The organism is Kitasatospora sp. NPDC085895, assembly GCF_040702125.1.
Classification (GTDB): Bacteria; Actinomycetota; Actinomycetes; order Streptomycetales; family Streptomycetaceae; genus Kitasatospora; species Kitasatospora arboriphila.
In genome coordinates, this window is the sequence record NZ_JBFBJY010000081.1 from 1 (window position 1) to 12,696 (window position 12,696).

12 protein-coding genes and 1 rRNA gene are annotated in these 12,696 nt (G+C 71.5%); 10 read left to right on the plus strand and 3 right to left on the minus strand.

All coding sequences use genetic code 11. The features are described from left to right. The 9 genes from rrf to pstB form a co-directional block, all read left to right on the plus strand. Nucleotides 1-88, plus strand: a 5S ribosomal RNA gene (rrf, locus tag AB0442_RS33920); the annotation flags it as partial. Between the two features lie 143 nt (nucleotides 89-231). Continuing rightward, entirely contained in the window at nucleotides 232-1,146 is a 915-nt protein-coding gene (gene mshD / locus AB0442_RS33925) for a mycothiol synthase (protein ID WP_366167462.1), read from the plus strand. A gap of 264 nt (nucleotides 1,147-1,410) precedes the next feature. Then, a complete protein-coding gene (locus AB0442_RS33930; RefSeq protein ID WP_366167441.1) occupies nucleotides 1,411-3,837 on the plus strand; it encodes an RNA degradosome polyphosphate kinase in 2,427 nt (808 codons plus the stop codon). Between the two features lie 95 nt (nucleotides 3,838-3,932). After that, nucleotides 3,933-4,982: a CHAD domain-containing protein gene (locus AB0442_RS33935; RefSeq protein WP_366167442.1), complete on the plus strand. Its 1,050-nt coding sequence runs from the start codon at nucleotides 3,933-3,935 to the stop codon at nucleotides 4,980-4,982. Nucleotides 4,983-5,059: 77 nt separating this feature from the next. Next, on the plus strand, nucleotides 5,060-5,515 hold the full coding sequence (locus AB0442_RS33940; RefSeq protein WP_363540895.1) for an NUDIX hydrolase: 456 nt from the start codon (nucleotides 5,060-5,062) through the stop codon (nucleotides 5,513-5,515). Nucleotides 5,516-5,822: 307 nt separating this feature from the next. Further along, nucleotides 5,823-6,959 carry a phosphate ABC transporter substrate-binding protein PstS gene (gene pstS / locus AB0442_RS33945; RefSeq protein WP_363540758.1) on the plus strand — a complete coding sequence of 379 codons (1,137 nt, stop codon included), beginning with the start codon at nucleotides 5,823-5,825 and terminating at the stop codon, nucleotides 6,957-6,959. Nucleotides 6,960-7,106: 147 nt separating this feature from the next. Further along, nucleotides 7,107-8,090: a phosphate ABC transporter permease subunit PstC gene (gene pstC, locus AB0442_RS33950; RefSeq protein ID WP_363540759.1), complete on the plus strand. Its 984-nt coding sequence runs from the start codon at nucleotides 7,107-7,109 to the stop codon at nucleotides 8,088-8,090. Next, entirely contained in the window at nucleotides 8,087-9,160 is a 1,074-nt protein-coding gene (pstA, locus tag AB0442_RS33955; RefSeq protein ID WP_366167443.1) for a phosphate ABC transporter permease PstA, read from the plus strand. Before pstC ends, pstA begins: the two co-directional genes overlap by 4 nt. 36 nt (nucleotides 9,161-9,196) lie before the next feature. After that, nucleotides 9,197-9,973 carry a phosphate ABC transporter ATP-binding protein PstB gene (pstB, locus tag AB0442_RS33960; RefSeq protein WP_363540761.1) on the plus strand — a complete coding sequence of 259 codons (777 nt, stop codon included), beginning with the start codon at nucleotides 9,197-9,199 and terminating at the stop codon, nucleotides 9,971-9,973. A 132-nt stretch (nucleotides 9,974-10,105) separates the two neighbouring features. Here pstB and AB0442_RS33965 read toward each other — a convergent pair whose 3' ends face one another. After that, nucleotides 10,106-11,101: an inorganic phosphate transporter gene (locus AB0442_RS33965; protein WP_366167444.1), complete on the minus strand. Its 996-nt coding sequence runs from the start codon at nucleotides 11,099-11,101 to the stop codon at nucleotides 10,106-10,108. A 5-nt stretch (nucleotides 11,102-11,106) separates the two neighbouring features. Beyond that, the gene (locus tag AB0442_RS33970) at nucleotides 11,107-11,727 is read right to left on the minus strand and encodes a DUF47 family protein (RefSeq protein WP_366167445.1); all 621 of its coding nucleotides are present in this window, start codon (nucleotides 11,725-11,727) and stop codon (nucleotides 11,107-11,109) included. Nucleotides 11,728-11,958: 231 nt separating this feature from the next. On the opposite strand from AB0442_RS33970, the gene AB0442_RS33975 reads away from it, so the two are divergent. After that, the gene (locus AB0442_RS33975) at nucleotides 11,959-12,366 is read left to right on the plus strand and encodes a metal-sensitive transcriptional regulator (protein ID WP_366167446.1); all 408 of its coding nucleotides are present in this window, start codon (nucleotides 11,959-11,961) and stop codon (nucleotides 12,364-12,366) included. Between the two features lie 96 nt (nucleotides 12,367-12,462). Here the strand turns inward: AB0442_RS33975 and AB0442_RS33980 are convergent, their stop codons facing one another. Continuing rightward, complete coding sequence (locus AB0442_RS33980) at nucleotides 12,463-12,660, minus strand: hypothetical protein (RefSeq protein ID WP_359979038.1); 198 nt, start codon at nucleotides 12,658-12,660, stop codon at nucleotides 12,463-12,465. Nucleotides 12,661-12,696 lie beyond the last annotated feature (36 nt).

Consider the following 12,696-nt stretch of genomic DNA (forward strand, 5'->3'; position numbering starts at 1 on the left):
CGGTCACATTCCGAACCCGGAAGCTAAGCCTCGGAGCGCCGATGGTACTGCAGGGGGGACCCTGTGGGAGAGTAGGACGCCGCCGAACAATTCTTGAGAGAAGCCCCGCCCGGGGACACCGGGCGGGGCTTCTCGCATTTCCGGGTTCGGCACGGCCGGTGTGCGACGGCGACGTAGGGTCGCCCTATGGAGACCACCACGACGCCGCCCTCCGGCGAGAGCATCCGTGTCATGTCCGAGCTGACCGCCGAGGATCTCTTCCTTGCGAAGTCCGTGCTGACGGCGGCCTCCGTCGACGACGGCCGGGAGGCGGTCTCGGAGGCGGGCCGGCTGCGGCTCCGGGTGAACGCGGGTCGTCCGGGCGTGCGGCACCTGCTGCAGACGCTGAACGGCCGTCCGGCGGGGTACGCGCAGCTGGAGGTCGCCGGCGACGGGAGTTCGGCGACGGCGGAGCTGGCCGTCCACCCCGAGCTGCGGCGCCGCGGACTCGGCGGCCGGCTGGCCGAGGCGGTCCTCGCGGAGCTCGCACCGGCCAAGGCGGTGGACTGCTGGGCGCACGGAGGCCACCCCGGTGCGGCCCGGCTGGCGGAGCGGTTCGGCGGCGTGCTCGTCCGGGAGCTGCGGCAGATGCGCCGGCCCGCCGGGCAGGAGGTGCCCGAACCGGTGCTCCCGGAGGGGGTGGAGCTCCGCACCTTCCGTCCGGGTGAGGACGAACGGGCCTGGCTGGCGCTGAACGCGCTGGCCTTCGCGCACCACCCCGAACAGGGCGCCTGGACGGAGGCGGACCTCGCGGACCGGCTCGCCGAGCCCTGGTTCGACCCGGCCGGCTTCTTCCTCGCCGTCCGTGACGGCGAGCCGGTCGGCTTCCACTGGACGAAGGTGCACCCCGACGGCCTGGGCGAGGTGTACGTGGTCGGGGTGGCCCCGGGCGAGCAGGGCAGCGGCCTCGGCCGGGCGCTCACCGCGGCGGGCCTGCGGCACCTGATCCGGGACCGCGGGGTGCCGGCCGTCCTTCTTTATGTGGACGCTGACAATCCGGCGGCGGTGCGGGTATATGAACGGTTGGGCTTCACCATCCACGAGGTGGACCTGATGTACCGCGTCCAGGAGGCCGGCCCGGCCGGTGGTTCCGGCCCACAGGGGTGACCGACTCAGCTTTCCTCCTGGCCATCCGGTGTTTACCGTGGATTCAATTGACGCCGCGAAGATCACAGGATGACGCCCGTAGTGCCTCGTCCGCGCTCCGCCCGCCGACCGGCTCGGCTCCGCCCGGCCGCTCCCGGCGGGTGGGCACCGGAGTGGCGGGACGAGGACGCTGCGTACGCCATACACACGTACGCCGCCGCGAGCACGGCTGACGACCGCGGTACGTGCGCCCGGGACTTCGCCCTGCATGAGGAGCTGGCACCGATGACCATCCCTGGCCCCGTCTCCGCCTCGTCCGGTGCGGCCCCCGGCCCCGCCTCCGGTGCGGGCTCCAAGCAGGCAGCCAAGCAGGCGTCCAAGAGCCGCGCCCGTGTCCCCAAGGCGGCCGGCAGGTCCACGGCGGCGGGCGAGACCCGTCCGCGGACCGCCCCGGCCCGGGCGGCCGCGGTGGAGCCCGCCCCGGCCGTCCCGGCCGCGCTGCCGAGCGCGATCACCAACGGCCTCGGCGTGCCGGTGAACGACGAGCCGGCGACCGCCCGGATCGCGCCCCGGTCGGCGACGGCCAGCTCCATGGGCGGGGTGCACTCCGCGCTCGCCGACGTCGAGACCGAGTTCGGTGCCCTCCCGGAGGGACGCTTCCTCGACCGCGAGCGGAGCTGGCTGGCGTTCAACGAGCGGGTGCTGGAACTCGCCGAGGACCCGGACATCCCGCTGCTGGAGCGGGCCAAGTTCCTCGCGATCTTCGCCAGCAACCTGGACGAGTTCTTCATGGTCCGGGTCGCCGGCCTCAAGCGCCGGATCGCCACCGGCGTGGCCACCAGGAGCGCCTCCGGACTGCAGCCGCGCGAGGTGCTGGACCTGATCTGGAGGCGCGCGCGCGAGCTGATGGCCCGCCACGCGGCGTCCTTCCAGCACGAGGTGCTGCCCGACCTGGCCGCCGAGGGCATCGAGGTGGTCCGCTGGCCCGAGCTCCTGGAGAAGGAGCAGGCCCGGCTGCACACGCTCTTCCGCCAGCAGATCTTCCCGGTGCTGACGCCGCTGGCCGTCGACCCGGCGCACCCCTTCCCGTACATATCCGGCCTCAGCCTGAACCTGGCCGTCGTGGTGCGGAACCCGGTCTCCGGGCACAAGCACTTCGCCCGGGTGAAGGTGCCGCAGTCGCTGTCCCGCTTCCTGGAGGCGTCGCCGCAGCGGTACGTCCCGCTGGAGGACGTGATGGGGGCGCACCTGGAGGAGCTCTTCCCGGGCATGGAGGTGCTCGCCCACCACGCCTTCCGGGTGACCCGCAACGAGGACCTGGAGGTCGAGGAGGACGACGCCGAGAACATCCTCAAGGCGCTGGAGAAGGAGCTCATGCGGCGGCGCTTCGGCCCGCCCGTCCGTCTGGAGGTCGAGGAGTCGATCGACCCGTACATCCTCGACCTGCTGGTGCGCGAGCTGAACGTCAGTGAATCCGAGGTGTTCCCGCTGCCCGGGCCGCTCGACCTGACCGGGCTGTTCGGCATCTCCGACCTGGACCGGCCGGAGCTGAAGTACCCGAAGTTCGTCGCGGGCACCGCGCGCGGGCTGACCGACGTGGAGTCGGCGTCCCAGCCGGACATCTTCGCCGCGATGCGCGAGCGGGACGTGCTGCTGCACCACCCGTACGACAGCTTCTCCACCTCGGTGCAGGCCTTCCTGGAGCAGGCCGCGGCCGACCCGCACGTGCTGGCGATCAAGCAGACGCTGTACCGGACCTCCGGTGACTCGCCGATCGTCGACGCGCTGATCGACGCGGCCGAGTCCGGCAAGCAGGTCCTCGTCCTGGTGGAGATCAAGGCCCGCTTCGACGAGCAGGCCAACATCAAGTGGGCCCGCAAGCTGGAGGAGTCCGGCTGCCACGTGGTGTACGGCCTGATCGGGCTGAAGACGCACTGCAAGCTGTCGCTGGTGGTCCGGCAGGAGGGCGAGACGCTCCGCCGCTACGCGCACGTCGGCACCGGCAACTACCACCCGAAGACCGCCCGGCTCTACGAGGACCTCGGTCTGCTGACCGCGGACCCGCAGGTCGGCGCGGACCTCTCGGACCTCTTCAACCGGCTGTCCGGGTACTCGCGCCGCGAGTCCTACCGGCGCCTGCTGACCGCGCCGCGCGGGCTGCGGGACGGCCTGGTCTCGCGGATCCACGGGGAGATCGCGCACCACCGGGCCGGCCGTCCGGCGTACGTGAAGATCAAGGTCAACTCGATCGTCGACGAGGCGGTGATCGACGCGCTGTACCGGGCCTCGCAGGCCGGCGTGCCGGTGGAGGTGTGGGTGCGCGGCATCTGCGCGATCCGCCCCGGCGTCGCCGGGCTGAGCGAGAACGTCCGGGTGCGCAGCGTGCTCGGCCGGTTCCTGGAGCACTCGCGGATCTTCGTGTTCGGCAACGGCGGCGAGCCCGAGGTGTGGTTCGGCAGTGCGGACATGATGCACCGCAACCTGGACCGCCGGATCGAGGCGTTGGTGCGGGTCTCCGACCCGGCGCACCGGGCGGAGCTGTCCGGGCTGCTCGACCTCGGGGTCTCCGACGAGACCGAGTCCTGGCACCTCGGTGCCGACGGGAGCTGGACGCGGCACTCGACCGACGCCGAGGGCAGGCCGCTGCAGCACGTCCAGGACCTGTTCATCGCCTCGCGCAAGCGCCACCGGAACGCGACCGCGGGCCGCTGACCACTGCCCGGGCCGCCGCCCGCGCCCCCGGTTCCGGCGGTGGCCGGGACGGCGGCCGCGGCGGCCCGGGACGACCACATGGGGGAGTCCTTGTCATGACCGATTCGCCGATGACGGCCCCGGCGGCGCCGAGCGCGTCCGCGGGGGAAGTCCTCTCCGGCTACCTCACCACCCAGGCCGGCGCGTTCCTGCGCGCCCTGCCGCAGGCGGTGGGCGAGGCCGGGTCGAGACCGGGCTCGCTCCCGGCCTCGGCGGCGGGTGCGGACGACCTCCTGCGCGCCGTCCGGCGGATCGGCGGTGCCCTGCACACCTTCGGCGCCGCCTTCGAACCCGGCTGGACCGGTGAGCTGCGGACGGAGCTGGCCTGGCTGCTCGACCTGCTCGGCCGGGAGCCCGGCTACCGGCGCCGGTCGGCCCGGCTGCTCGCAGCGCTGGACTCGCTGAGCGACACCGGCTCCGAGTCGCCCGGCATGCTGGCCGGGCACGCCGGCGCGCCCAAGGCCCGTGCGCTGCTGGAGCGGCAGCTCACCCTCGCCCGGACGAGGACGCACACCGCGCTGCTGCAGGAACTGCGGACGGCGCGGCTGCACGCGCTGGCCGACCGGATGACGCTGCTGAGCGGTGAGGTGCCGCTGCTGGACGAGGTGGCCGGGCGGGGCGGCGGCGCACTGGTGCAGCACGCCGCCGGGGCGCTCGGCGCACTCGCGGCGGCTGCCGAGCGGCTGCCGCTGGCCCGCGCGGCGGAGCCGTACGGCGGTGACGGCCTGCACCGGCTCGCGGTGCTGCCCGCGGCCCGCAGCGCCTCCCCCTCCGACGCCGACGCGCTGCTGGCGGCGGACGACGAGCCCTGGCACCGCGTCCGGGTGCTGGCGAAGCGGGCCCGGTACGCGCTGGAGGTGTGCGGGGTGCCGACCGTCGAGCTGGACCGGCTGGACGCGGTGCTCGACCGCCACCGGGACGCCTCGGACGCCGCCGCCACCGCCTCCACCGCGGCCCGCACGCCGCGGATCACGCCGGCGACCGCGTACGTGCTCGGTGTGGTGCATGCTGATCAGCGACTGGAGGTGGAGGCGGCCCGGTACGCCTTCGGCCACCAGTGGCCGAAGCTCCCGCACCACGGATGGCACGAATGGGCGACCGTCTGACCGCAGCGCAGCACCGCGCTGCCAATCCCTTCCGCGTCCGGCTCGCCGGGCGGTCCCGGCGCGGCGGCGCCCCCGCCATGCGGGCCGCCGTGCCCGGCTACGGGCCGACCGTGCTGGCCGCCGGCGGGGTGCTCTGGGTGCCCGGCGGGCCGAAGAAGGACGGCCGGGGCCTGAAGAAGCCGAGGATCGCCGTGATCCACCGGCCGAAGTACGACGACTGGAGCCTGCCCAAGGGCAAGCTCGAACCCGGCGAGGGCTGGCAGGCGGCGGCGCTGCGCGAGCTGCGCGAGGAGACCGGGATGCACTGCGTCCTGGGCCAGGAGCTGCCCGCGCAGCACTACCTGGTCGACGGCCGGCCCAAGGAGGTGCGCTACTGGGCTGCGGTGCCGACCGGTGGCGCGTTCACCCCCGGGCGCGAGGTCGACCGGCTGGAATGGCTTCCCCCGAAGAAGGCGAAGGCCCGTCTCACGCACGTCCGGGACCGTGCCCTGGTGGACGCGCTGCTCGTCCTGCTGGGCGGCGCGCGGGCCTGAACGGGCGCTATCCGGCGCACCCCGCGGCCGTGTTCCGCCGCAGGTCAGCAGTGTCCCGGCGGGGCCGTCCCGGGTGATCTCACCGCGCCCTCACCGTGACGCAACCGTTACTACCGACCTCGGTTTCCCGCCAGCCGTTCGAGGTTCACCATCCGTTCATTTGCGACCGCCTGACGCGTCACCTGCCCGGCCTACCTTCGGGACCACCGGAGGGCCGAACGGGCCCCGGACCACAGCGAAACCCGCGCTGATCGAGCCATCGACGAGCTCGTCAGGACGCAGGGTTTGCCTCAGAAAGGGACACCCAGTGAAGCTCCAGCGGAACGGCTCCAAGGCCCTCGCCATCGGTGCCATGGCGCTCGTCGGCACGCTGTCGCTCGCGGCCTGCGGTACGGACGACAACTCGACCAGCAGCTCGGGCAGCAGCGCCGCGGCCTCCGGTGCGGCCCCCGCCGCCCAGATCGCCTGCGGCAAGGGCGGGCAGCTGCTGGGTGCGGGTTCGACCGCCCAGACCAACGCGATCGACGTCTGGAAGGCCGCCTTCGGCTCCGCCTGCTCCGGCTCGACCATCACCTACGGCGGCGGCGGCTCCGGCGCCGGCGTGCAGCAGTTCAACCAGGGCAAGGTCGCCTTCGCCGGTTCCGACTCGGCCCTCAAGCCCGCCGAGGTCGACGCCTCGAAGCAGGTCTGCACCGGCGGCCAGGGCATCAACCTGCCGATGGTCGGCGGCCTGATCTCGGTCGTCTTCAACGTCGAGAACGTCGACAAGCTCGTCCTCGACGGCCCGACCATCGCGAAGATCTTCGACTCGCAGATCACCAAGTGGAACGACCCGGCGATCGCCGCGCTGAACCCGGGCGTCACCCTGCCGGACGCGCCGATCCAGGCCATCCACCGCTCGGACGACTCGGGCACCACCGCCAACCTGACCGGCTACCTGGCCAAGGCCTCCGGCGGCGCCTGGACCTACCCGGCCAGCAAGACCTGGGCGGGCAAGGGCGGCCAGTCCGCCAACGGCTCGGCCGGCGTCTCCGCGCAGGTCAAGCAGGTCAAGAACTCGATCAGCTACGTCGAGCTCTCCTACGCCCAGACCAACAGCCTGAAGAGCGCCGCCATCAACACCGGCGCCTCCAAGCCGGTCGACGCGACCGCCGAGAACGCCGCCACCACCTTCTCCAAGGCGAAGATCGCCGGTACCGGCAGCGACCTGGCCCTGAGCCTCGACTACGCGACCAAGGACGAGGGCGCCTACCCGATCGTCCTGGTCACCTACGAGATCGTCTGCGACAAGGGCAACAAGGCCGAGAGCCTCGACACCCTGAAGTCCTTCCTGACCTACACCGTCAGCGACGCCGGCCAGCAGGCCATCGGCGCCAAGGGCTACGTCCCGCTGCCGAAGGAGCTCTCCTCCAAGGTCCAGGCCGTCATCCCGACCCTGGCCTGACCCCCCGCACCACCGGTGGGGCGGCCCTCAGAGGGGGGACGGGCCGCCCCGCCGGAAGCACCACACCACGAGCACGACACGTCCGGGGCACCGCCGCCAGGTGCCGTCCCCCACGGGGGCAGCACCGTCAGACCGGAGTAGACGATCATGACTTCATCCCCCCCTGCCGCCGCACGGGGCAGGGCCCGCCGGAGCCGGAGCGACAGCCGGCTCGGCGACAGCATCTTCTTCAACCTCTCCCGAGGGTCGGGCATCCTGCTGCTGGTCATCATGGCCGCGATCGCAGGCTTCCTCGCCTACCGCTCGGGCATCGCGCTGTCCAAGGACGAGGGCAACTTCCTCACCACCTTCGAGTGGAACCCGGACGCGCCCAAGCCGGTCTTCGGCATCGCCGTCCTCGCGTTCGGCACCATCGTCAGCGCGCTGATCGCCATGGTGATCGCCGTACCGGTCGCCGTCGGCATCGCGCTGTTCATCTCGCACTACGCACCGCGCCGCATCGCACAGCCCTTCGCCTACCTGGTCGACCTGCTCGCCGCGGTGCCCAGCATCGTCTACGGCCTGTGGGGCGTGCTGTTCCTCGTCCCGCACATGGACGGCCTGACCGCGTGGATGGACCAGTACCTCGGCTGGACGTACCTCTTCGACCAGACCCAGGCCGGCGTCACCCCGCGCAACCTCTTCACCGTGGGCATCCTGCTGGCGATCATGGTCCTGCCGATCATCACCGCGGTCAGCCGCGAGGTCTTCCGCCAGGTCCCGCGCATGCACGAGGAGGCGGCCCTCGCCCTCGGCGCCACCCGCTGGGAGATGATCCGCACCGCCGTGCTGCCCTTCGGCCGCCCCGGCATCATCTCCGCCTCGATGCTCGGCCTCGGCCGCGCGCTCGGCGAGACCATCGCCGTCGCCATCGTGCTCTCCGCCAACAGCGTGCTCTCGCTGCACGTCCTCGACCCCGGCGGCGGCACCTTCGCGCAGAACATCGCGCTCAAGTTCAACGAGGCCCAGCCGTTCGGCCGTGACGCCCTCATGGCATCCGGCCTGGTCCTCTTCGTGATCACCCTGCTGGTGAACGGCGCCGCCCGACTGATCATCGCGCGCCGCAAGGAGTACTCGGGGGCCAACGCATGAGCACCGCGACCACCATTGCGGACTCGGCTCCGCAGCTGCGCCGCAGCCTGACCACCGCGCGGCTCCCCAAGTGGGCGCCGGCCGGCGTGGCGCTGCTCTCGATCGGCCTCGGCTGCGCCGTCGGCGCCGGCGCCGGACTCTCCAGCCACCTGCAGTGGGGCATGATCGCCGCCGCGCTCTTCGTGGTGCTGAGCTACGCGCTCTCCGCCCGCGTCGAGGGCCGCCGCCAGGCCAAGGACCGGCTCGCCACCGCGGTGGTCTGGGTCGCCTTCATCCTGGCCGTCGTCCCGCTGGTGGCGCTGACCTTCTACACCGTGCAGCAGGGCCTGGAAGTGCTCGACGGCAACTTCCTGACCCACTCCATGAAGAACGTGATCTCCTCCGGCCCCGGCGGCGGCATCTACCACGCGCTGATCGGCACCCTGGAGCAGGTCCTGCTGGCGACCCTGATCGCCGCCCCGATCGGTCTGCTGACCGCGGTCTACCTGGTGGAGTACGGCCGCGGCCGGCTCGCCAAGTGGGTCACCTTCTTCGTCGACGTCATGACGGGTGTGCCGTCGATCGTCGCCGGTCTGTTCATCCTCTCGCTCTGGAACATCCTGCTCGGCTTCGACTACTCGGGCTTCTCCGGCAGCCTCGCGCTGGCCATCCTGATGATGCCGGTCGTCGTGCGCTCCACCGAGGAGATGCTCAAGCTCGTCCCGAACGAGCTGCGGGAGGCCTCGTACGCGCTGGGCGTGCCGAAGTGGAAGACCATCCTGCGCATCGTGCTGCCGACCGCGATCGGCGGCATCACCACCGGTGTGATGCTGGCCGTCGCCCGCATCACCGGTGAGACCGCGCCGGTCATGATGCTGGTCTTCGGCGCCGACGCCATCAACGGCGACCCCTTCAACGGACCGCAGCAGTCGCTGCCGCTCTACATCTGGCAGCAGTACTCGATGGTCAACAACGACTTCGGCTACGCCCGCGCCTGGGGCGCCGCGCTGGTGCTGATCTTCTTCGTGATGGGGCTCAACCTCATCGCGCGGGGCATCGCACGCTGGCGCTCGCCCAAGGGCGGACGCTGACCCGACTGACGTACGAGACGAGAGAAGAGAAAGACCATGGCCAAGCGCATCGACGTCAGCGGACTGTCCGCCTACTACGGAGCCACCCGCGCCATCGAGGACATCTCGATGACCATCGAGCCCCGCTCCGTGACGGCCTTCATCGGCCCGTCCGGCTGCGGCAAGTCCACCTTCCTGCGCACCCTCAACCGCATGCACGAGGTCATCCCCGGTGCCCGCGTCGAGGGCAAGGTGATGCTGGACGACGAGAACCTGTACGCCTCCAACGTCGACCCGGTCGCCGTGCGCCGCTCGGTCGGCATGGTGTTCCAGCGGCCGAACCCCTTCCCCACCATGTCGATCTACGACAACGTGGTGGCCGGCCTCAAGCTCGCCGGCGTGCGGAAGAAGTCCGTGCTGGACGGCGTGGTGGAGAAGTCCCTCAAGGGCGCCAACCTCTGGAACGAGGTCAAGGACCGGCTGAACAAGCCCGGCGCCGGCCTCTCCGGCGGTCAGCAGCAGCGCCTGTGCATCGCCCGCGCCATCGCGGTCGAGCCCCAGGTCCTGCTGATGGACGAGCCCTGCTCCGCCCTCGACCCGATCTCCACCCTCGCCATCGAGGACCTGATCGGCGAGCTGAAGTCCCAGTACACGATCGTCATCGTGACCCACAACATGCAGCAGGCGGCCCGCGTCTCCGACCGCACCGCCTTCTTCAACCTGGCCGGCGTCGGCCAGCCGGGCAAGCTGATCGAGCTGGACGACACCCAGCGGATCTTCTCCAACCCGTCCGTCCAGGCGACCGAGGACTACATCTCGGGCCGCTTCGGCTGACCGGGCCGGGCTCCCCGGAGCCGCACCGACTACTTCGCGGTGCTGCATGGCGGTGCCGCCGCGAAGTACGCAGGGCCCGCCCCCGTGATGTGGGGGCGGGCCCTGCACCCTTCCGGGCGGGCTCGTCGGGGATCAGAGGAAGAGCAGGTCCACGACGCCGTACATCGCCGCGGCCACCAGGGCGGCCGCCGGCATGGTGATGAACCAGCCGAGCACGATGTTCTTGGCGACGCCCCAGCGGACCGCGCGGATCCGCTTGGTGGCGCCCACACCCATGATCGCCGAGGTGATCACGTGGGTGGTGGAGATCGGCGCCGCGTAGACGAACGAGGTGATGTACATGACGGTCGACGCCGTGGCCTCGGAGGCGAAGCCCTGCGGCGGGTCCAGCTCGATGATCTTGCGGCCGAGGGTCCGCATGATCCGCCAGCCGCCCGCGTAGGTGCCCAGCGACAGCATCGTCGCGCAGGAGATCTTCACCCAGATCGGGATGTCGCTGGTGGCCTGGTGGCCCGAGATGGTGAGCGCCAGGACCACGACACCCATCGTCTTCTGGGCGTCCTGCAGGCCGTGCGCCAGGGCCATGGCGGCGGCCGAGGCGGTCTGCGCGACCCGGAAGTTGCGCTTGGCGCGGTGCGGGTTGGCCCGGCGGAAGATCCACAGGATGCCCAGCATGACCAGGAAGCCGCCGGTCAGGCCGACCACCGGCGAGACCACCATCGGAATGATGATCTTGTCGACCACGCCGCTCCAGATCACCGCGGTGCCGCCGGCCAGCGCCGCACCCACCATGCCGCCGAACAGGGCGTGCGAGGAGGACGAGGGGAGGCCGAAGTACCAGGTGACCAGGTTCCAGGTGATCGCGCCGACCAGCGCGGCGAACAGGATCGCCATGCCCTGGCTGCCCGAAGGCGTCTCGATGATGCCGCTGGAGACCGTGTGCGCCACCCCCGAACCGAGGAAGGCGCCGGCCAGGTTCATGACCGCGGCCATCGCCAGCGCCGCCCGCGGGGTCAGCGCCCGGGTGGAGACCGAGGTGGCGATCGCGTTCGCCGAGTCGTGGAAGCCGTTGGTGTAGGTGAAGAAGAAGGCCACGCCGATGACGGCGATCAGTGCTGCGGTGTCCACGGAGGTCAGGACTCCTTGACCGCGATGGTCTCCACCGTGTTCGCCACGTGCTCGAAGGCGTCGGCCGCCTCCTCCAGGACGTCGACGACCTGCTTCAGCTTGAGCACCTCGATCGCGTCGTACTGGCCGGAGAACAGGTGGGCCAGCAGCTTGCGGTGGATCTGGTCCGCCTGGTTCTCCAGCCGGTTGACCTCGATCCAGTACTCGGTGAGGTTCCGCATCGACCGCAGGTTCGGCATCGCCTCCGCGGTCAGCTCGGCGGCCCGCGCCAGCACCTCGATCTGCTGCTCGACACCCTTCGGCAGGGACTCGATGTCGTAGAGGACGACCAGGTCGACCGCCTCCTCCATGAAGTCCATGATGTCGTCCAGCGAACCGGCGAGGCTGTAGATGTCCTCACGGTCGAAGGGCGTGATGAAGGAGGAGTTCAGCTGGTGGAAGATCGCATGGGTGGTGTCGTCGCCGGCGTGCTCGGCGGCGCGCATGCGCTCGACGATCTCCGCGCGGGCCGACACGTCTGATCCCAGCAGTTCCAGCAGGAGCTTCGACCCGACGACGAGGTTCTCCGCCGCGGCGGCGAACATGTCGTAGAAGCTCGTCTCCTTCGGGGTCAGGCTAAAACGCACGGAAATCTCCGATGTGCGGGGTAGGGACTGAACGACTCTAGGCGTTCGCCGTCCCGGGTGTGCAAACGGGGTGTTGGCGCGGTTCCCCAGTCTGGCGGAACCCCGGCCGGATTGCCCCCGCCGTGCACGAGGAGATCCGTTCCCCGCCCGGACGGCGGAACATGCGGGGAGCCTCCCGTGTTGGACACTGGAGGTCCAGGGACGGCGACCAGGGAGACAGAGGCGGGCCGGATGACCACGATTCAGACGCGCACCGAGGACACCGGCACCCCCGGGCCCGCGGCCGGCACCCCCGACACCGCGGCCGGCGGCGACGACGTCACCGCCGAGGCCGGCGCGGCGCACCCGCACGGCGGTCCGCACGGCTACAGCGCCCAGAAGAACGAGCACCTCAAGCGGCTGCGCCGGATCGAGGGCCAGATCCGCGGCCTGCAACGCATGGTCGACGAGGACGTCTACTGCATCGACATCCTCACCCAGGTCTCCGCGGGCACCAAGGCACTGCAGTCCTTCGCCCTCTCGCTGTTGGAGGAGCACCTGCGGCACTGCGTGGCCGCCGCCGCCGAGCAGGGCGGCGCCGAACTCGACGGCAAGGTCGCCGAGGCCACCGCCGCCATCTCCCGGCTGCTGCGCACCTGAGCGCGGGTCACCCGCTGAACACCGGTCAGCGCGGGCACGGGCGGCGGGAACGACGGCCGCCGCCCCGACCCGCGCGACGCGGCCCCGGCACCGCCGTCAGCCGGCGGGCGACCGTTCGGCGCCGTCCTGCCGCGGCGCCGCCGGCACCCGGTCGAGCAGCACCCGGTCGATCTGCTCGGTGGCCAGTTTCTCGTCGGAACTGGTCGATGCGGCGATCATGAGCTCGCCGGCCAGCTCGATCTCGTCGAGCGCGGTCTTGTCGTGGCCGCCCGCGCGGCCGTCCGAGGATGCCACCTGCACCACCCCTCCAGCGCCGCCTCCCGGCCAGGA